Annotated in this window: 13 protein-coding genes; 5 read left to right on the forward strand and 8 right to left on the reverse strand. The window is 69.8% G+C overall.

What is annotated here, in order from left to right; genetic code table 11:
- The first annotated feature begins 24 nt into the window (after window positions 1-24).
- Window positions 25-1,791 carry a sulfatase gene (locus AB0M48_RS12600; RefSeq protein ID WP_363839789.1) on the forward strand — a complete coding sequence of 589 codons (1,767 nt, stop codon included), beginning with the start codon at window positions 25-27 and terminating at the stop codon, window positions 1,789-1,791.
- A gap of 130 nt (window positions 1,792-1,921) precedes the next feature.
- Here the strand turns inward: AB0M48_RS12600 and AB0M48_RS12605 are convergent, their stop codons facing one another.
- Window positions 1,922-2,773 carry an alpha/beta hydrolase gene (locus AB0M48_RS12605; RefSeq protein WP_363839792.1) on the reverse strand — a complete coding sequence of 284 codons (852 nt, stop codon included), beginning with the start codon at window positions 2,771-2,773 and terminating at the stop codon, window positions 1,922-1,924.
- 199 nt (window positions 2,774-2,972) lie between these two features.
- Between AB0M48_RS12605 and AB0M48_RS12610 the strand changes: the two genes are divergently transcribed.
- On the forward strand, window positions 2,973-3,659 hold the full coding sequence (locus AB0M48_RS12610; protein WP_363839795.1) for a response regulator transcription factor: 687 nt from the start codon (window positions 2,973-2,975) through the stop codon (window positions 3,657-3,659).
- A 1-nt stretch (window position 3,660) separates the two neighbouring features.
- Window positions 3,661-4,827: a histidine kinase gene (locus AB0M48_RS12615; RefSeq protein WP_363839798.1), complete on the forward strand. Its 1,167-nt coding sequence runs from the start codon at window positions 3,661-3,663 to the stop codon at window positions 4,825-4,827.
- A gap of 3 nt (window positions 4,828-4,830) precedes the next feature.
- On the opposite strand, the gene AB0M48_RS12620 is transcribed toward AB0M48_RS12615, so the two are convergent.
- Window positions 4,831-5,904: an alpha-L-rhamnosidase C-terminal domain-containing protein gene (locus AB0M48_RS12620; RefSeq protein WP_363839801.1), complete on the reverse strand. Its 1,074-nt coding sequence runs from the start codon at window positions 5,902-5,904 to the stop codon at window positions 4,831-4,833.
- 319 nt (window positions 5,905-6,223) lie between these two features.
- Between AB0M48_RS12620 and AB0M48_RS12625 the strand changes: the two genes are divergently transcribed.
- Both AB0M48_RS12625 and AB0M48_RS12630 read left to right on the forward strand, forming a co-directional pair.
- Window positions 6,224-7,195: a lysylphosphatidylglycerol synthase transmembrane domain-containing protein gene (locus AB0M48_RS12625; protein ID WP_363839804.1), complete on the forward strand. Its 972-nt coding sequence runs from the start codon at window positions 6,224-6,226 to the stop codon at window positions 7,193-7,195.
- Between the two features lie 135 nt (window positions 7,196-7,330).
- Window positions 7,331-9,688, forward strand: coding sequence for a glycoside hydrolase family 3 N-terminal domain-containing protein (locus AB0M48_RS12630; RefSeq protein ID WP_363839807.1), 2,358 nt, complete (start codon window positions 7,331-7,333; stop codon window positions 9,686-9,688).
- A 59-nt stretch (window positions 9,689-9,747) separates the two neighbouring features.
- On the opposite strand, the gene AB0M48_RS12635 is transcribed toward AB0M48_RS12630, so the two are convergent.
- The 6 genes from AB0M48_RS12635 to AB0M48_RS12660 all read right to left on the reverse strand — a co-directional run bounded on the left by AB0M48_RS12635 (window position 9,748) and on the right by AB0M48_RS12660 (window position 20,759).
- The gene (locus tag AB0M48_RS12635) at window positions 9,748-11,187 is read right to left on the reverse strand and encodes a family 43 glycosylhydrolase (RefSeq protein WP_363839811.1); all 1,440 of its coding nucleotides are present in this window, start codon (window positions 11,185-11,187) and stop codon (window positions 9,748-9,750) included.
- On the reverse strand, window positions 11,178-13,310 hold the full coding sequence (locus tag AB0M48_RS12640; RefSeq protein ID WP_363839813.1) for a hypothetical protein: 2,133 nt from the start codon (window positions 13,308-13,310) through the stop codon (window positions 11,178-11,180). Before AB0M48_RS12640 ends, AB0M48_RS12635 begins: the two co-directional genes overlap by 10 nt.
- Before the next feature lie 4 nt (window positions 13,311-13,314).
- The gene (locus AB0M48_RS12645) at window positions 13,315-15,774 is read right to left on the reverse strand and encodes a glycoside hydrolase family 2 TIM barrel-domain containing protein (RefSeq protein WP_363839816.1); all 2,460 of its coding nucleotides are present in this window, start codon (window positions 15,772-15,774) and stop codon (window positions 13,315-13,317) included.
- 21 nt (window positions 15,775-15,795) lie between these two features.
- Complete coding sequence (locus AB0M48_RS12650; RefSeq protein WP_363839820.1) at window positions 15,796-17,127, reverse strand: MFS transporter; 1,332 nt, start codon at window positions 17,125-17,127, stop codon at window positions 15,796-15,798.
- 73 nt (window positions 17,128-17,200) lie between these two features.
- Entirely contained in the window at window positions 17,201-18,469 is a 1,269-nt protein-coding gene (locus AB0M48_RS12655; protein WP_363839823.1) for a family 1 glycosylhydrolase, read from the reverse strand.
- A 25-nt stretch (window positions 18,470-18,494) separates the two neighbouring features.
- Entirely contained in the window at window positions 18,495-20,759 is a 2,265-nt protein-coding gene (locus AB0M48_RS12660) for a glycoside hydrolase family 3 C-terminal domain-containing protein (protein WP_363839826.1), read from the reverse strand.
- Between the last annotated feature and the right edge of the window lie 11 nt (window positions 20,760-20,770).

Raw genomic sequence — 20,770 nt, forward strand, 5'->3', positions numbered from 1 at the left:
GCGCTGCCCCTCAGGAGGAACGCCGTGAAGGCGATCATCGTCATGTTCGACAGTCTCAACCGGCACATGCTCGCCCCTTACGGCGACACCTTCGTACAGGCGCCGAACTTCGCCCGCCTCGCCGCCAAAGCCACCACGTTCGACAACTTCTACGCCGGTTCCATGCCGTGCATGCCGGCGCGGCGCGAGATGCACACCGGCCGCTACAACTTCCTGCACCGCAGCTGGGGACCGCTCGAACCGTTCGACGACTCCATGCCCCAGCTGCTCGGCGCCGCCGGAGTGCACACTCACCTCGCCTCTGACCACCCGCACTACTGGGAGGACGGTGGCGCCACCTACCACACCCGCTACACCACCTGGGAGTTCTTCCGCGGACAGGAAGGCGACCCGTGGAAGGGAGTCGTGAACGCACCCCGCGTCAGCGCCCCGGATGGAGGGATGCGGCGGCAGGACCTGGTCAACCGCGCCTACATGGCCACCGAGGCCGAGCACTCCCAGACACGCACGGTGGACGCCGGCTTGCACTTCATGGAGACCAACGCCTCGGCTGACCGCTGGCTGCTCCAGATCGAGCTGTTCGACCCGCACGAGCCCTTCTTCAGCCACCAGCCGTACAAGGAGATCTACCCGCACGACTACGACGGCCCCGAGTTCGACTGGCCCGGCTACCGGAAGGTCACCGAACCCGCGGAGCAGGTGGAGCACGCGCGCTACGAGTACGCCGCGCTGGTGTCCATGTGCGACCGCTCGCTGGGCCGGGTGCTCGACTTCATGGACGCTCACGACATGTGGGACGACACCATGCTGATCGTCAACACCGACCACGGCTTCCTGCTCGGCGAGCACGGGTGGTGGGCCAAGACCGTGCAGCCCTGGTTCAACGAGCTGGTGCACCTGCCCATGTTCCTGTGGGACCCGCGCACGGGTGATCGCGACACCCGCAGGGGCGCGCTCGCCCAGACGATCGACATCGCCCCGACGGTGCTGCGCTACTTCGGCGTCGACCCGACCCCGGACATGCAGGGCACCGATCTCGCCGTCGTGCTGGACGATGACCGGGCCGTGCGTGAGGGCGCGCTGTTCGGTATCCACGGCGGCCATGTCAACGTGACCGACGGCCGCTACGTGTACATGCGCGCTTCCGTCGAGCCCGCCAACGCTCCGCTCGAGCAGTACACGCTGATGCCCACGCACATGCGCGCCAGGTTCAGCGTGACGGAGCTGCAGCCCTGGGAACCCGCAGAGCCGTTCTCCTTCACCAAGGGACTGCGCACGATGCGGATGCCCGCGACGTCAGCGCTGATCAACTCCTGGCAGCACGGCACCCTGCTGTTCGACCTTCAGGAGGACCCCCACCAGCATTACCCCCTCGCCGACGACGACGTGGAGCTGAAGATGCTGCGTCTGCTGGCGCGGCTGATGCACGACAGCGACGGCCCGCGCAGCCAGTTCGAACGCCTCGGCATCCCTTTCGACGCCGAACCCGGCCCCGAACACCTGCTGGTGCGTGCCCAGGCGGCGGTCGCCGCTGCCACGGCCGAGCCGCTGCCGCCGATGGCTGATCTGCCAGGGGCCGCGTTGCTCGCCGGTCCGATCCTCGAACTGCTCGACGACCCGACGGCACGGCCGGTGCTGGAGCGCCACGTGCCGGCTCTCGTGCGGACCGAGCACCTCGGCATGCCGCCGACGTTCAGCTTCGTGGACCTCGCCGCGTTCGGGCGTCTCCCGGTGGCGGTTCTGCGCGCGCTCGGTGAAGACCTCGCCGCGTGGTCGGTGTCCGCCGGCTAGCGGTCCAGGCGACGTGGACTCAGTCGCCTGAACCCGGCGTCCTGAGGACTCGTCGCTTGGAACTGTTCCTGCGGGGGATGCGCTCATGTGCCCAGGCTTGGGTCATCCATGCTCCTCGTCGAACAGCTGCCTACGGCTGTGGCGGTGTGTCCATCCACCTCAGGACGACTCCCACGCCGGTGTCGAAGTGAGGGCGTGACGGCTTGTCTAGGAAGCCGTGCCGCGACCCTGGTACGACGTGGTGCTCGACCGGCACGCCGGCGGCGGTGAGCTCGGCGGCGAACTCCTCGCTGGAGGCACGCAGCGAGTCGTGGTCGGCGTCGAGCAGGAGCGCCGGGGGGAAGCCGGTGAGGTCGGCCCCGCCGGGGAAGGCGTGGGGATTGGACATCGCCTCGGCCGTGCCCGCGTAGTTGAGGTTCATCCTGTCCACCGTGCTCGCGCGGAACTGGAGGAAGCCGTGCCGGCCGCGCAGCCGGGACTTGAGGTGCGGGGACAGGGCGGGGAGGGCGGCGTGGAAGGTGCCGTAGGCGAGCACAAGACGGGACGGGACCGGCTCGCCCGCGTCCCTCAACCGCAGGGTCGTCGCCGCGGACAGGCATGCGCCCGCACTGGCTCCGCCCAGTGCGGCCTCACCGGTCGGGGACTGCTCGCGCGCCCATGCGAAGGCGTCGCTGACGTCGTCCAGGGGGATCGGGAAGCGGGTTCCGGTCAGGGGGAGGGGTTTCTGCTTGCCCACCCAGCTGAAGCGGGGCACGAGCCGGTAGTCGACGGTCACCACGGTGCGGCCGGCGGAGGCCACCGTCAGGGCGGGGGCGTGCGACTCGGCCTGGTCGAGGTCGCCTGCGCAGAACGCGCCGCCGTGGACCCAGACCAGAGGAGCGGTCGGATGGCCGTCCGGCGGGGTGTAGACGCGGATCGGAATGGGACCGTGCCTGCCCTCGATGGTGATGTTTTCGGTGGTCGCCCCGAGGCGCGTGCTCATCAACGGTCCTTCCGGGTCGCGTGCGGTCGGGTGAAAGCGGTGCTCAGGTAAACTAACGCGCGTTACTGATGAGGTAAGCACAGCCTGTGGTCGGCGTCAACGAAGGCGAGATCAGCCGTCGTGGACGGGCGGGATCAGGTGACTCGCACCATCATCACTTCGACGGCACCGCCCTGGTGCCGCCCAGGAAGGCCTGTCCGTGACCATTCGCGTTCTGCTCGCCGACGATCAAGCCCTGCTCAGGGCGACCTTCCGGCTGCTCATCGATTCCGCGCCGGACATGGAGGTGATCGGCGAGGCGTCCGACGGTGAAGAGGCGGTGCACCGAGCCCGCGAAGCTCAGGCCGACGTGGTCGTCATGGACATCCGCATGCCCGGCGTCGACGGCATCGAGGCCACCCGGCGAATCACCGCGAACGAGGACCTCGGCGGGGTGAAGGTCCTCGTGCTCACCACCTTCGAGACCGACGAGTTCGTGGCCTCTGCCCTGCGCGCCGGCGCCAGCGGGTTCCTCGGCAAGGGTGTTGACCCCGAGGTGCTGCTCCAGGCCATCCGCACGGTCGCCGAGGGTGAGTCGCTGCTGTCGCCCGCGGCCACGACCGCCCTGATCGCGCGGTTCCTGTCCCAGCCCGAAGCGCGGTCGGTCGACGTGCGAGCAGAGCTCGGCGAGCTGACGACCCGCGAACGCGAGATCACTGCCCTGGTCGGCGCGGGTCTGTCCAACACCGAGATCGCGGCGAAGCTGTTCATCAGCGCCGCCACCGCCAAGACCCACGTGAACCGGGCGATGATGAAGACCGGATCACGGGATCGGGCGCAGCTGGTCGTGTTCGCCTACGAGAGCGGGCTCGTCTCACCGCGTGGTCAGCGGCCTTCGGTGCGCTGAAGTGGATCTCGAACGCGATCCCGCGCCGCGCTGGTGGCACGTGGTGCTCCCGCCCCTGTTCGTCGTCCTGACGTCGATGTTCCAGCTGTCCTACCGAGGTGAGGGTGACTGGAGCAAGCCTGACGGCTGGCAGCTCGTCATCTCACTCACCGCGGCTGTCGTCCTGCTCTGGCGCTACCGCCACCCCGCGGCCGTCGCGTGGGTCGTCGTTCTGCTGGGTACTGCGCTGCCGTTCGGCTCTCCGCACGCGGTCGTGGTCGACACCGCGAGTGCCCTGGCGCTCTACACGCTGGCGACCCGTGCGGATCGACGTGTGACGTGGCCTGCGGCCACTGCCGCGATCGTGCTCCTGACCGCCAGTTCCGTGCTGTGGCTGCCGAATCACCTGCTCGACGTCCGCAACGTCCTGCCCGCCAACTACGTGGTGATCGCCATCGCCGTGGGGGATGCGGTGCGCAACAACCGGGCGTTCCGCCGCCAGGCCCGCGAACGGGTGCGCGAGGTCGAGCGCAACCGCGAAGAGGAGGCGCGTCGACGGGTCCACGACGAGCGAGTTCGGATCGCACGCGACTTGCACGACGTCGTCGCCCACCACATCACACTCGTGAACGCCCAGGCAGGGGTGGCGCACCACCTCCTGGACACGCACCCCGACCGCGCACGCCGGGCGCTGGCCGACATCAAGCAAACCAGCCGTGCAGCGCTCGACGAACTGCGCGCCACGGTGGGCCTGCTGCGCCAGGACGACGACCCGCCGGAGAGTCGTCACCCCGTGCCGGGCTTCGACCAGGTGGACGGCCTCATCGACTCGTTCCGATCCGCCGGGTTCGAGGTCGTGCTCGAGCGGAACGGAGCCGTCCGGCCGCTGGCGGGCGCAGCAGACCTCGCGGCATACCGCATCGTGCAGGAGGCTCTGACCAACGCGGGTAAGCACGGCACCCGGCGCTGCGCGACTGTGCGCCTGACGTACGGACCCGACAGTGTGGACTTGGCGGTGGTCAATCCCGCCAGGCACGGGCACCAGGGCGAGGGAACCGGTCACGGCCTCATCGGCATGCGCGAGCGGGCCGAGATCGCCGGCGGTTCGTGCACGACGCGGATGCGCGCCGACGGGTTCTACGAGGTGCGGGCGGTGCTGCCCCTGCTCGAAGAGGCGGTCTGCCGATGACGATCAGGCGGGTTGGGGCAGTGGGGCGGGCACGGTCAGCGGTCGGTCGGCGGGCTGCTCGGCGGTCGGGTAGAGCCACGAATGCGCACCAGCCCCGATCTCGAAACTCACTCCGTCGGGGTGCAGCGGCAACACGACCGTTGCCGTGCTGCCCTGGGGAACCGCGATGTCGAAGCGGACCGCACCGTCCAGCACGTGCCATTCGGTCGAGACCCGCCCCCGGACCGTGTCGTGGACGGTCTGCGCTGAGGTGAGCCCACCACCGGGACGAGGAGCCAGGCGCACGCGGTGGTACCCCGGCGCGGTGGCTCTGATCCCACCGACCACGCGGTGCAGCCAGTCGACGACCGAGACGTGACAGGGAGCGGACGAGGCCGCGGCCAGCAGTCGATAGGCCTGGTCGAGGTGACCGGTATCGCTCAGCGCGCGCAGCACCACCGGCGTTCCGGCGGAGGGCTGGTATCCCGCTCGCGCCACCAGGTCTGCGAGCCGAGCGCCGGCCGCGTCGACTTGGTCGGCGTCGAGCAGACCGCACGAGATCGCGAGCGCGTACGCGATGGCCGAGTCCGTGATCACTCGGCCTGATGCGCTGGTGAACTCGCGGCGGAACCCGGTACGCACGCGTTCGGTGAGGGAGGCGAAGTGTGTGGCGTCCCAATTGTGCCCGAGCAGCACCGCTGTCCGGGCCACTTCGCTGGCCATCTCGTGCACGAGTGCCGTCGCGACGAGACAGGGCTCGGCGTCGGTCAGCATGCTGCCGATCGGAGGACCGGTCCACACGCCGTACTCGTTGAGCAGGCCTTCCGATTGGCGGAGAAGGGCGCTCATCGCCGGATAGTGGCTGCGCAACACCTCGATGTCGCCGTGCTCGCGGTACAGCGCCCGCGGCCAGCTCACCACGTACTCATCCGGCTGCGGAATGGTGACGTCGTGCAGGTCGTGGAGAAACGCCGCAGCAGTACCGATGACGGTGAGATCGTCATGTGAGGAGCACACCGCGTCGTCGTGCATCCGGTTGAGCGAATCGTCCGACGACACGAACCAGCCGGTGCGGGCCGGGGCATGACGCTTCGGCATGAAAACTCCTCGACGAACTACTAACTCGCGTTACTTGGCTCGAACGTTACGGCGAGTGACGTAACGCGCGCAAGTAGCGTGCTGCGATGCTTCGGCGAGGGGCGGAAGGTCAACGGCAGGTTGTGCCACGTGAGGACCGGCGTGGAACGACCGTGGCGCCGGGGGTTTGTGTTGGACGGTGCCGCAGCTGTGCGCCGTTCGCCGCGTCGCACGAACGGGCCGACTCCTGACCGCTTGTCCGGCGTACCGCGGACGCGGTACGCCCGGATACCGCTGCGGCCCGACGTTTCTGGGGTGCTGTTCACCAAGCATTGTGGACGTGACGCACAGTCGAGTGGAGACGTTCCCGGCGGCAGCCGGCCGGGATGTGGTGAACCTGCTGCTGCGGGTCGTCGCCGCGGCCGTCGTCGTCGTGGCCCTCGTGGCCTTGGTCCGGCAGGTCGACTGGCATGCCCTGATGGAGGTGCTCGGACGCACGGACGCAGGATGGATCACCGCCTCTCTTGTGGTGTTCCTGCTGCCGTTGCTGGGGAATGTGCTGTCGCTGCGGGCCGCCGCGCCGGTGAGCCTGCCGTGGCGGCTCACCGCCGTGGCGCAACTGGCGGGGGCTTTCGGGAATCTGGTCACACCCGCGAACATCGGCGGCATGGCCACCAACGTCCGCTTCCTGCGCGGGCGTGGCGTGCCCGTTGCGGACGCGGCAGGGGTGGTCGGTGCCACGCAGGTCATGGCCCTCCTGGTGACCGTCGCGGTTGCGGTCCCCGGCCTGGCGTCGTCGGGGTCGGCGGCGGACGCGGTGCGGTCAGCCGGTTCGATGCTCTCCGCGCCCGTGGTCGTGGGTGTCGTGGTGGTGCTGCTCGGCGTCGCGGTCCTGCTGGGTCTCACCTCGTGGGGACGTCGCACGGGCCGCATGCTGGTGAGCGCCTGTGCCGCGTTCCGGCTGTCTCTGGCCAGCCCGGCGCGGGTGTTCGCCGCCGTGGCCGGGAGTCTGCTGGTGAACCTCGGGTCCGCCGCTGCCCTGGCGACTGCGGTCCGGGCATTCGGCGGAGCTGTCCCGTTCGGTGACCTGGTGCTCGTGGTGGCGCTGGGCGGGTTGCTCGCCGGTGCGGTGCCGGTGCCGGGTGGTGTGGGTGTCGCCGAATTGGTGCTGGCGGCGCAATTGACCGCCGTGGGGCTGGAGCCGCCGGTCGCGCTCGCGGCCGCGGTGCTCTACCGGCTCGTCACGTTCTGGTCGCGCATCCCGGTCGGGTGGCTGGCCTTCTCGTGGATGCGCAGGTCGGGCCACCTCTGAGGTCCCGTCAAAACCTTAACGTCCTTAGGTTTTGGTGTTACCTTGTCGTCACCGAAAAGCGAAGTCCGATTAGCAATTGATCCTGTTGGTCGTCGCGGTGCTGCACCTGGACGGCCCCGTCGAAAGAGAGCGCACGTGTCGAGCACCCCCTGGGACGGCGAGAAGATCGCTGAGCTGGTCTCCCGCCTCACCCTGGAGCAGAAGGTCGCCCAGCTCGGCGGCTTCTCCGTCACCGACCTGTTGGTGCGCACGGAGACCGCGGCGAGGCTCGACCCGACGCGACTGCCCGAGCTGCGCCCTCACGGCGTGGGCCACCTGTCGATGGTCTGGTTCCTCGGCGAGGACATCGACCGGCTGACCGCCTCCTTGGAGGAGGTTCAGGCGGCCGTCCGCGACCTGACCCCCTTCGGCATCGGCGCACTCGTGCACATCGAGGCGGTCAACGGATTCCTGCACGCATCCGGAGACCAGTTCCCGACCGCCTGGGCACAGGCGGCCACCTGGGATCCGGATCTGGTCGAGCGGATGGCCGCGGTGTCGGCCGCACACATGAGCCGCTCGGGCATGCATCTGGCGTTCTCCCCGGTGATGGACATCGCCCGTGACCCGCGCTGGGGCCGCGTGCACGAGACCTACGGTGAGGACCCTGAACTGGCGGCGCGGTTCTCCGTCGCGTTCGTGCGCGGTTTGCAGGGACGCGACGGCGAGCACGGCGTTTTGGCCACCGGTAAACACTTCTTGGGCTACGGGAGCTCCGAGGGGGGCCTCAACCAGGCGGCTACCCAGCTCGGCCGCCGCGTCCTGGTCGACGAGTACGCGGAACCGTTCCGCCGCGCCATCACCGAGGCCGATCTGCGTGTGGTGATGAACTCCTACAACGAGATCGACGGCGTGCCGGTCGCGGCCAACCACTGGGCGCTCACCGAACTGCTGCGCGACGAGCTCGGGTTCGAGGGGCTGGCGGTCAGCGACTACGACGCCGTGGCTCTGCTCAAGCGCTTCTTCCACACCGCCACCACCGAGGGGCAGGCCGCGGCCCAGGCGCTCACCGCCGGGCTCGACGTCGAGCTGCCCGGCGACGTCCACTACCGGCACCTGGCCGACGAGGTCGCCGCGGGCCGCGTGGACGAGCGCGTCGTGGACACCGCGGTGGCCCGCGTGCTGGCCGTCAAGGCCCGGCTCGGCCTCGTCCCCGACCTGGGCACCCGGCCGCGCCGGCTTGCCGCACCGGACCCGGTGGAGGCCACGGAGGTTCGGCAGGCCATGGCGCACCGCTCCCTGGTGTTGCTGGAGAACGACGGCGTGCTGCCGCTCCCGTCCGCCGGCAAGCGCATCGTCGTCGTCGGTCCGGCCGCCCACGAGCTGCGCGTCCACTTCGGGGCCTACACCTCGGTGTCCAACGCCGAGGTGCCGCTGGGCATGCGGGCGGTGATGAGCGGCCAGGTCGCGGGTGTGGACCCGGCGACATTTGTGTTCACCGACCTGTTCCAGGTGCGGATGCCCGGCATGGACCCGGTGTTCGAGGACATCGCCCACCAGATGCACCCGGACGCGCCGACCGTCCTGGAGGCGCTGCGTGCGGTGGACCCGTCGATCGCCCACGCGCCCTTGGGACGCTTCGAGGTCGATCCGGACGCGCCGCTGGTGGCCGCCGAGGTCGAAGCCGCGGTCGCCGACGCCGACGTGGTGATCGCCGTTGTCGGCGAGCGCACCGGCTGGGTCGGCAACAACACCGCCGGCGAGGGGCAGTCCACCGCGAACCCGGTGCTGCCGGGTGATCAGGAGGAGCTGCTGGCGCTGCTCGCGGCCACCGACAAGCCGCTGGTGACCGTCGTGGTCTCCGGTCGCCCGCTGGTGCTGACCGAGGCCGCGGTGGCCTCCAACGCCGTGCTGCTGGCCCCGCTGCTGGGCGAGGAGGGCGGGAACGCCGTCGCCGCCGCGCTGTTCGGCGCGACCAACCCCAGCGGCAGGCTGCCCAGCACGTTTCCCCGCCACGTCGGGCAGATCCCGCTCTACCACGGGCACCACTACGGCAGCGGCTACGAGCACCCCACCGGTACCCGCCACGGCTACGGCGACCTGCTCGACGGCAGTCCGCTCTACCCCTTCGGGCACGGCCTGTCCTACACGTCGTTCGACGTGGCGTTCAGCGGACCGGACGTTGTCGAGCTGGCCGACGGGCACATCCGGGCACGGCTGACCGCGACCAACACCGGTGACGTGGACGGCGAAACCGTCGTGCAGCTCTACGCGCGCGACGAGGCTGCCTCGATCGTGCGCCCGGTCCGGCAGCTGCTGGCATTCGCCCGGATCGCACTGGCGGCGGGGGAGTCGGCGGAGATCACGCTGGATGCGCCCGTGGAGCGGCTGTTCTACACGATGCTCGACGGCCGCCGCGGTGTCGAATCGGGCGAGGTGACCGTCATGGCGGCGCTGAGCAGCGCCGACGTACGTGATCAGACGACCATCATGATCAACGGAACCGCCGAGTAGGACACCGTGGACGAAGGGCCCGGTCCACAGTGGACCGAGCCCTTCATCTGCGGTGCGGCTCAGGAGAGCGTTGGGCTGTAGCGGAAGTGCCGCAGCACCGCGACGTCCGTGAGCGGCTCGACACCGACCACGCGACCGGTGAAGCCGCCGGCGACCTCCGTGGAGAGGTAACGCCCGTCGAGGTCGCCGAGCCGGTGAAACCCGTCCGGACCGAGGTGTCCCAGCTCGACCTGATCAGGGCCACCCGTGTGATCGGGGCCTTGTGGAGCGGCGACCGCACGCACGCACAGCCTCACCGGGCCCCTGGGCAGCGGCATGCTGGCGAGGACGTCGTCGAGACCGCCGATGACCGCGCGGGCCACCAGGGAGTCGCCGTGCGCCTCGACGCTCATCCGGTGCCGGTCGTCCAGGCGCAGCACCAGACGCGCGTCACCCTCGACCAGGGCATCGGCTTGCCACTGGTCGTCGCGTGCGCGAACGCCCAACAGGTGCTGTGTGATCACGACACCACCGTCGCCGGCCGGCGCGGTGAAGCCGTGCGGGTGCGCGCCGGGGGAGATCCACCGGGGGTGCAACCCGGACGGGCCGAAGTCGTCCTCGAAGCCGGTGTCCGGTTCCGGCGCGGTGTACCGGTCCTCGGCGAACACCGGCCAGCCGTCCTCCCAGTCGACGCCGACGAGGAACGTCTCCCGCCCGTTGACGTGGAACATGGGGCTGAAGCCCCGCGGCCGCACGCCCAGGTGCACCGCGGCCCACTCTCCGGACGGCAACTCGACGAGGTCCGCGTGGCCGGTGTTCTGCACGGGGTGGTCGGTGCTGCGGTGGGTCAGCACGGGGTTGGCCGGGTGCGTCTCGAACGGCCCGCTGATCGACCGCGAGCGGGCTACCGACACGGCATGCCCTCGCTCCGTCCCGCCCTCGGCGACAACCAGGTACCACCAGCCTTCGCGGTGGTGCAGGTGCGGTCCCTCCGGATGAGCCAAGCCCGTGCCCGCCCACAACGCGCGGGGCTCGGACAGCAGAGTTCCCGTGACGGGGTCGATCGCGGCCTGGACGATCCCCGGCACAGGCCACATGCTCTTCCACGTCAGGTAGCAGGTGCCGTCGAGATCCCACGCCAGGTCGGGGTCGATGCCCACAGCACCGTCCGTGTGCACGGGAGTGCTCCACGGACCGGCCGGGTCATCCGCGTGCACGATCAGGTGCCCCTTGCCGAACTGCGAGATGTTCGTGGTGACCATCCAGAAGAACCCGCCGTGGTGTCGGATCGTCGGCGCGTAGATCCCGCTGCCGCCCTTGCCGGAGGGCAGCGTGAGCTGGTCGTCCCGGTCGAGCACGTTGCCGATGTGTTCCCAGCGCAACAGATCGCGGCTGTGGTGGACGGGGACACCCGGCAGGTACTCGAACGAGGAGTTCACGAGGTAGAAGTCCTCACCCGCGCGGCAGATCGAGGGATCGGGGAAGAAGCCGGGCAGGACGGGGCGGTTGTTCACGGCCACCGGGTGAACCCTTCGTGCTTGACGGACCAGCTGCCGTCGCGCGGGAAGCCGGGGCAGTCGTCCTCGGCGCCCTCCCACCCGGCGGCCATCAGCGACACCGCCGCCAACAGGCCGCCGTTGGCCGGCAGGTAGAGCGGCAGCAGGCTGCCGATCTGCGGGCAGTGACCGGTCGGCAGGTAGGTGTTCTTGACGGTGTCGGTGAGCAGCGCGTCCACGGCGAGGTCGGGGCGGCCGACGCGGGTGGCGGTCATCGCCATGACCGGGAAGTCCCAGCCCCACGCGCTGTCCCAGTCCCAGTTGCCGCGCACGTCCAGCAGCGTGGCAGTCATCGTCGCCGGATCCACGAGGGGCGTGGCCGGCACGACGCCGAGCGCGCACAGCATCGACGGGTGGTCGTCGCGGCGCAGGTGCGGCTCGGTGGCGATGGCGGCGTAGACACCGCGGTCCTGGTGGGGTGGGACCAAGCCGTCCAGGACCCGCTGCCAGTGCTCGTGCCGTGCCAGCCCGCGCCGCTCGCGCCACTGTTGCGCGATCTCGAGCCCCCACCACCAGTAGGCCAGTTCGAAGGTGGGGTCCTCGGTGCTCTTGGCGTCGTAGAACTCCTGCGCCGGCACCAGCGGCGCGGGCAGGTGGTAGCGGCCATCGCGTTCCTGGACGAACGAGGCCATGAACAACGCGGTCTGCTCGACCAGGTCGGCGAAGTGGTCCAGCAAGTGCGCCCGGCCTTCTTCGTCGCGGCCACGGTGCAGCAGCTCGAGCAGGTAGAGCGGGTGCGGTTGTTGCCAGATCAGGAAAACGCCGATGTCGCTGGGGCTGTCCCGGCCGTCCGGGCCGACCTGTTTGGGCCACCGCACGCCGTCGTAGCGCTGCCGCCGCGCCGTTTCGCGCGCCTGGCCCAGTATCGACAGGTACCAGTCCATGCTTCGCTCCAGGAGCTCCGGGCGGCCCCACGTGGCGAAGTGCGCGGCGTGCCAGAAGTGCATCTCCAGGTGGAACTTGCCCTGCCACGAGTTGGTCACCAGACCGGTCTCCTGCGGCGGGGTCGTGCCTGAGCAGTGCACTGCCGTCAGGTACTGGGACAGCACCACGCGGCGCTCCAGCTCGTGCGCGCGAGGGTCGGTGCTGCCCGCGAAGTCGACCGCCGCGCCGGAGGTCCAGAACTGCCGCCACCACACCGCCGCCGCGTCCCGGACCGCCTCGAAGTCGCCGCGCCCGAACTCTTCGGCGTCGCCGGGGGAGAAGCCCACCACGACGTCGAAGGTTGCGGAGGTCGCTGTGAGCACGTACTCGTGCGGCCGATCGGTCGCGGCGATCTCGCCTCCGGAGTGGTCCAGCCGCATCGAGTACGCGGTGTCGTCGAGGAGCCGGTCGAACCGGTGGGCTCGATCATCCACTGTGGACGAAATGGTGCGGTGCCGATCGGGCTTGGTCCAGTCCGAGGTCTGGAAGAACCCGTCGCTGGCGTAGGGAAAGCGCAGCACCACCGCGACGGTTCCGTCCACGAGGCCGTCGGACTCGATGCGGAACGCGACACGCGAGCTGTGCGGGTCGGCGACCGTGGTCACCCGGACGCTGTGCCCGTTGTACTCGAAGGTGCTGGTCAGCGAAGCCGACCAGAGATCGAGGTGTTGGCGGGCGCCGGCGAGCGCGGTCGGGTCGGTCTCCGGCGCCGCGTCGGGTCCCCGGCGCAGCAGCAGGCCGATGCGACCGAGGTCGAGCCGCTGGGGGTTGGCGTTGAGCCACGTCCCGGCGCGGTGTTCCTCGGGCACCTGTCCACGCATCATCGCGGTGATGCTGAACCGGTCCGCGTACTCGACCGGGCCGCGGGCCGTGTCGTAGGTCGACAGGGCGTCGGTGAGGGCGAATCCGTCCGGGTTGGGCATGGCGTGCCAGCCCCACGTGGACATGGTCGCGGTGTTGGTGGCCAGGCGTCGCTCCGCCATCGCGGTGGCCTGGTCGTGGTACGCGGGAAAGGTCTGCATGCCGGTGATGTCCGCGGTGTAGGCGAAGTCGCCGTTGCCCACGGATATGACGTGTGCCGGGTCGGGCGCCTGCAATCGAACGTCGTGGCGGCGGACCACTGCTTCGCGGTCGATGGTGGTCACGGTGTTGTTGTTCTCCACTGGGTCACTGCTCGACGGTGACGACGACTTCGACCGGCTCGCAGTCGGGGGCGGTGGCGATCAGGCGGACCTTGCCTGCCGTGGTCGGCCTGAGCACAGCCAGTGCGCGCCCGTCCCAGGTGCGGCGCTCGACGGAGTCGAACCGCTCCTCGGTGGACGGATCGGCGCTGCCGTAGCCGAGGAGCTCGCCGTCGCCGGAGACCTCCAACGTCACCGGCCGGTCGGCTGAGGTGAAAGTGGTGCCGTGCTCGTCGGTGAGGGTGAGCGCCACGTAGGCCAGGTCGCCGCCGGTCGACGCGATCACCGGGCGTTCCACCTCGGCCCGCAGTCGCACCGGGCCCGTCGCCGTCCGGAGTGTGTGGCGTCCGGTCTCCTCACCGTCGCGGTAGGCCACGGCCACCAGTTCACCTGGTTCGTACCCGGCTTCGAACTCGGTGCGGAACCGGTGTGGTGGCCCGACCGGGTGACGGCCCAGTGAGCGGTCGTTGAGCAGCAGTTCCACCTCGTCGGCATCGCTGTAGACCTCGATCACGACGGGCGAATCCTCGAAGCCGGGCCAGGTCCAGCTGGCGATGCTGTCGCTCCACGCCCACGGCGACCCGAAGGCGGTGAGGCCGTGGGTGCTCGGCCGCCGCACGGACAGGTAGGGCGCGGCGCGCAGGCCGAAGACGATCTCGCGGTAGTACGACGCGGGGCGGCGGTAGCCGGTGATGTCGATGTCTCCGCACTGCGCCACCAGGTACGGGTAAGGGCCCACGTGCTCGGGTCGTGGTGACTCCGGTGTCAGGTACTGCTGCCGTCCGATGCCGGCCTCACCCAGGTAGTCCCACCCCGTCCAGGTGAAGTCGCCGATGACGTGGCCGAACCGCTGGACCAGGTTCCAGTTGACGTCGACGCGCGTGGGGAAGGTCTCGGTGCCCAGGATGATCCGCTCGGGGAACAGCTCGTGGTCCATCTCGTAGCGGCTGTCGGCGTAGTTCATCCCGGCGACGTCCACGGTGGCGAAGACCTCGGCGGTGCGCTGGGTGACGAAGTCCGCGGCGGCGATCTTGTTCATCATCGCGCCCGCGTCGGTCGCCATCAGCGTGTTGATGCCACCACCCTGCTCCTCGGAAGCGGCCTGGCTCATCCGCTCGCGCATCTCGGCCAAATCCGCCATCACGGCCAGCGTGACGTTGACGCTGTTGGTGACGAACCGCGTGCTGTCCAGCGAACGCACCTTCTCGGCCAGCTTGCGGCTCCACGCGGCACCGGCCGGCGACCCGACCTCGGGGATCTCGTTGCCGATGGAGTAGAGCACGACGCTGGGGTGGTTGAAGTCCTTGGCCACCATCGCCTCGACGTCGCGCTCCCACCACTCGGGGAAGGTGAGGCTGTAGTCGAACGCGCTCTTGGCCGAGGTCCACACGTCGAAGGTCTCGTCGACCACCAGCACGCCCAAGCGGTCGCAGGCATCCAGCATCGCCCGGCTCATCGGGTGGTGCGACATCCGGATGGCGTTGAACCCGGCTGCCTTGAGAATCTCGACTCGGCGGTGCTCGGCGCGCGCGGCGTTGACCGCGCCGAGGACGCCGTTGTCGTGGTGGACGCACGCGCCGCGCAGCTTCACCGTCTCGCCGTTGACCTGCAGGCCGCGCACGGGGTCCAGGCTCAGCGTGCGGATGCCGAAGACCGCCGAGTCGCTGTCGACCTCGCCGTCCCCTTCCCGCAGGACCACCTGTGCCGAGTGCAGCGCCGGCGAGTCCGGGCTCCACAGCGCCGGGTCCCGCACGTAGAGCCGCTGCCGGGAGATGGCGCGCGTGCCGGGCAGCACGGTGAGCGGGTCGGTGCGCGACGCGACGACTTCCCCTGCGGCGTCGCGGATCTCGGTGATCACCTCGACCGTCCTGATCACGATCGAGTCGTTCCCGACGGTCGTGGCGACTTCCACCGCGGCGCGCTCGGCGTCGATCTGCGGGGTGGTGACCCGGATGCCGTCCGGTTCGACGTGGACGAGGTCGCCGACGAGCAGCCACGTGTCGCGGTAGATGCCCGCGCCCGAGTACCAGCGGGAATCCTGGTGAGCGCGGGCCTCCACGCGGACCTCGTTGTCGTGCCCGTACTTGAGGTACGGGCCGACGTCCACGGTGAAACCGGAGTAGCCGTAGGGTCGCTGGCCGACGTAGTCGCCGTTGACGTACACGACCGCGTCCCGGTACACGCCCTCGAACTCCAGCAGCACCCGCCGGCCCCGGTGGTCCTCGGACACCGGGAAGGTCTTGCGGTACTCGAAGGTTCCACCCGGGAAGTAGGCCACGGCGCCGGCCGCCGCGTGGTCGGTCTCGGGCCGGATCCGCTCCTGGCGGATCAGTGCGTCGTGCGGCAGGGTCACCGCCTCGAACGGGACCGGCGGGCCCGCGGACTCGGCGAAGGTGCTGACCTTGCGCCGGAACTGCCAGCCGTCGTTGAAGGACGTGCGGATCACTCGTGCTCCTCGTGGGTGGTGTCAGCGGACGGACTTGACCCGCAGCACGACGACCAGGCCGCCTGCCAGGGTGAAGGCCGCCGCGACCAGGTACAGCAGCGTGTAGTTCTTGTCCCCGCCGCTCGCGCCGACCGCCAGGAACAAGGGCGCGATGAGCGGGGCGATGGCCTGCGGGATGGAGGTGGAGAAGCCGTAGATACCGGTGTAGCGGCCGGCGTCCGTCTCCCTCTCGGGCAGGACGTCCAGCGCGAGCGCCTGGTCGACGGCGCTGAACATGCCGATGCCGAAAGTGCCCAGCACAGCGCCGGTGATGATCAACGGCATGCTGTGGGTCATGGCCATCAGCACGACGCCGGCCGAGAACACGATGGCACCCGCGAGCACGAATACCTTGCGGCGGCGCAACCTGTCGGACAGGAACCCGCCACCGATCGCACCGAGCATCCCGGCCACGACACCGGCGCCGCCCAGCACCGCGACCAGGCCCGCCACTTCCTCGACGGTCACGTCCATGCGGTCGGCCAGGAAGAAGGTGGTGAAGGTCGTGTTGAAGGTCAGGCCGATCACGAACAGGAACTTGCCGGACCAGTTCCAGGCGAAGTCGGGGTTCCGGCGCGGGCTGAACGTGTACGTGCGCACGATCGCCGACAAGGTCAGAGGTTCGGACGGCAGGTCGAGGCCGCGGCTGTCCGGTTCGTGGACCAGCAACACGAACAACGTCATGGCGACCACGCCCAGGGCGCCGGGCACCAAGAACAGCAGCAGGTTGTTCCCGATCAGCGCGCCGCTGAGCAGGACGCCGGTGACCGGGGCCATCTGCTGGACGATTCCGCTCAGCCCCGCGACCTTCCCGCGCTGGGACACGGGAAGCCTGTCGGCCTGCGAAGCCAGCAGCAAGGACACGATCGTGCCCCAGCTCGCCTGAGCGAGAACCCAGCCCACGCCGAGCACGATCATGTTCGGAGCCGAAGCCAAGATCACGAGTGCCAGTACACCGATCACGGTGCCCGCGATGAAGTACGGCCGGCGCCTGCCCAACCGGGAGCGCGTCCGGTCGCTCAGCCTGCCGAAGAACGGGGCGGCCAGCACAGCGGCCACACCTCCGGCTCCGGTGACGTAGCCGAGGTACTCCTCGTTGTCCGGCGCCAACTGCGAGACCTTGACCGCCAACGAGTACGCGATGGGAGTCACGAAGGCCATGTAGACGCCGAACGTGGCGGCGACGATCATCCAGACGTACGCGGCGGGTGCCTTGGGCGGCTCGTCCCCGTGCCCCCGATTACCGACGTGGGGAGCCACTGGGTCGACCCGCGGGTCGGTGGTGGGCGGCGGTTCAGCTGGTGTGAATGCCATGGTGACCTCGCTGTCGAATTCTGGTGAGGCATTCGGGAGAGGAGAGGTGTGCCTGTTGCGTGGCCCGCTGTCGTCAGGCCGGGGAGTTGCGCCGTGCGATGGCGCCCAGGTGGCGGGCGCTGTCCTTGACGGTGCGCTGCTGGGTTTCGCGGTCCACGGCCACCAGGCCGAACGTGGGCCGGTAGCCGAGCATCCACTCGAAGTTGTCCAAGGCGGACCAGTAGAAGTAGCCGCGCACGTCGATGCCGTCGGCCAGGCAACGCTCCACGCCGGCCACGGCCCTGGTGATGAACTCGACGCGGCGGGTGTCGTCGTCGGTGGCGACGCCGTTCTCGGTGACCATCAGCGGCAAGCCGGCCGATGCCGCGCGCCGAAGGACGTTCTCCAGCGCCTCGGGGTAGAACTCGTACCCCATCTGCGTCATCTCGGCGCCTTCCGGCGCGGGCAGTCCGCCGTCCGGGCCGACGAGCGCCCGGCTGTAGTTCTGCACGCCGAGGAAGTCGTCACCCTCCATCGAGGACAGGAAGTCGTCGAAGGTCTCGGCCCACCGCGCGTCCGCCGCGGCCTCGCCGCCGTCCCGCGGCTGGAAGTCCTGCAGCGCCAGGGTGATTCCGACCTTCGTGTCCGGACTGACCTCGCGGATGACCTGGCGAGCTGCGACGTGAGCGCGCTTGACCACGTCCTGACCCTTGGTGCTGAAGGTGAACAGGAACAGGTGAGGCTCGTCCGGTGCGGTGCCCAACGCCTCGGCGGCCGACTTCCGGCTGCGCCGCAGTGCTTCCAGCGGGTCGTCCTGCACGCCCACCGGTGCCTGGACCGCCTCGTCGCCCGTCGAGCCGCCCATGAGCATCCGCACCAGCGGGGCGATGTTGGCCTCGTTGATCGTCGTCACCCAGGGGATGAGCGGGCCGAGCTCGGCCATGACCACGCGGCAGTAGGCGGCGAACCGCTCCGGCGTGCCGTCGTACTCCCAGCCGCCGAGCGTGATCAGCCAGCGCGGGCTGCTGAAGTGGTGCAGCGTCACCACCGGGGTGACGCCCAGCTCGTGGCAGGTCTTCAGCACGTCGCGGTAGTGCTCGATCGCGGCGCGCGAGAAGTGCCCGTCCTCCGGCTCCACCCGTGCCCACTCGATCGAGAACCGGTAGCTGGTGAATCCGAGGTCCCTGAGCAGGGTGATGTCCTCGCGGTAGCGCCGGTAGTGGTCGCAGGCGTCCCCGCTGGGTTCGGCGAACATCGACTCCGGCGTGTGTTCCAGCACCCAGAAGTCGCTGGTGGTGTTGTTGCCTTCGACCTGGTGGGCGGCGGTAGCCGCACCCCAGAGGAAGCCGTCGGGAAAGGACAAGATCTGCTCCTGGTGAATGTGGAGGTCAGGCGGAATGGCCGTTGGCTCGGGCGACGAGCTGGTCGACGTCGATCACCAGCCGGCCGCCGCTCATCGCGAGCAGGCGGTTCAGCGGTAGCGACCCGACCATGCGGGCGATGTCCGGGTCCGAGGCCACGCCCGAGCCGGAGCCCGCACTCAGCACCTGCTTGAGCAGCGGGCCGCCGATCGGATGGGCCATCCACTCGCCGACGGTGGAGTCGGACCGCAGGGCAGCGACCGGTCGGGTGTCGGGTGCCGTGACGGCGGTGGTCAGGCGCAGGTCGCGCGACGAGGCACCGACGGCGATCTCGAACTCACCGCCCTCGCACACCCAGTCGCCGTGCGCGGTGCTGTAGTAGGAGAAGTCGCGGATGGTCAGGGCGAACTCGACAGTGGTCGACTCGCCGGGGCGGAGATCGACCTTCGCGAACGCCTTCAGCTCGCGCACCGCACGCTCCACCGGTGAGTCGATCGCACCGATGTAGACCTGCACGACCTCCTTGCCCGGTCTCGCTCCGGTGTTGGTGACGGCGGCGGTGAGCCGCAGCCACGCCGGGGAGTCGTTCATGACTTCGGTGTGCAGGTCGGAGTAACCGAAGGTGGTGTAGGACAGTCCGTGCCCGAAGCCGAAGTCGACCGCCATGTCGCGCCGGTCGTAGTAGCGGTAGCCCACGAACTGGCGCTCGCCGTAGTGCGCGGTTCCAGCAGTGCCGGGGAAGTCGAGGTAGGACGGCGTGTCCTCGAGTCGCAGTGGGATCGTCTCGGCCAGCCGGCCCGATGGGCTGGTGCGGCCGAACAGCAGGTCGGCGACTGCCGCGCCGCCTGCCTGGCCACCCAGCCAGGTCTCCAGCACGGCCTTGGCGTGCTCCGCCCAGGGCGAGACTCGGACGACGCCGCCGTTGGCCAGCACGACCACGATGTTGTCGTTGACCTGCGCCACAGCCCGCAGTGCCTGGAGCTGCACCGCCGGCAGGTCCAGATCCGCGCGGTCCCAGCCCTCCGACTCGGCCTCTTCGGGCAGGCCGAGGAACATCAGCACGATGTCGGCGGACGCGGCAGCGGCCACGGCTTCAGCGAGCAGGCTCCGGTCCTGTTCTCCGGAGGAAGGGAAGCCGGGGGCGAACGACAGGGTCACGTGCTCACCGGCGACCGATCGCAGGGCGTCCAGGGCGTTCTCGGTCCTGGTCGGGTTGACGTGCGAGCTGCCCCCGCCCTGGAAGCGCAGCGTCCGCGCGAACTCCCCGACCACGGCGATGTCCAGGTGCGCGTCGGGGTCCAGCGGCAGGATGGCGTCGTCGTTCTTGAGCAGCACGGCCGATTCGGCGGCGGCGCGGCGGGCCAGCGCGTGGTGCTGCTCGACATCGACGTTCGGCGCGGGTTCGCGGGCGCCCTCCGCCACGCGGTCGAGCAGGCCCAGCAGACGGGTCACCGCGCGGTCGACCACTGCTTCGTCCAGTTGCCCGGACTCCACCGCCTCGACGATCCGTCGCGCGCTGAGACCGCCGGTGGAGGGCATCTCCAGATCCAGCCCGGCGGCGACAGCGGCCACCGGGTCGGCCACCGCGCCCCAGTCCGACACCACCACGCCGTCGAAGCCCCACTCCTCCCGCAGCACGCTGGTCAACAGCCAGGGGTGTTCGGCGGCATGGGTGCCGTTGACCTTGTTGTAGGCGGCCATCACCGTCCAGGGCGCGGCAGTGGTGATGATGTGCTCGAACGCCGCGAGGTAGATCTCCCGAAGGGTGCGCTCGTCGACCACCGAGTCGACCCGCATCCGATCTGTTTCCTGGTTGTTGGCCGCGAAGTGCTTCACCGACGCGCCGACACCCCTGTGCTGGATGCCGCGCACGAGCGCTGCGCCCAGGTGGCCGGCCAGCAGGGGGTCCTCGGACAGGTACTCGAAGTTGCGGCCGCACAACGGGGATCGCTTGATGTTGACCCCAGGGCCGAGCAGGACTCCGACACCCGCGGCGCGGCTCTCGGTCCCCAGCGCCTCGCCGATCTCGGTGAGCAGGTCGACGTCCCAGCTGGAGCCCAGCGCCGCGGCAGTGGGGAAGCAGGTGGCGGGCAGGTTCCGGCTGAAGTCGAAGTGCGGCGCTTCCGGGTCGTGCAGGCGCACGCCGTGGGGGCCGTCGGTCAGGATGGTCGACGGGATGCCGACGCGGTCCACGGAGGTGGTTGCCCATGCCGATCCCCCGGACAGCAGGCTGGCCTTCTCCCGGAGCGTCAGGGACGCCAGGACTTCGGTTCTGTTGTGCTCACCGTTCATCGGGACCTCCA

The organism is Lentzea sp. NPDC051208 (assembly GCF_040682435.1).
Lineage (GTDB): Bacteria > Actinomycetota > Actinomycetes > Mycobacteriales > Pseudonocardiaceae > Lentzea > Lentzea kristufekii.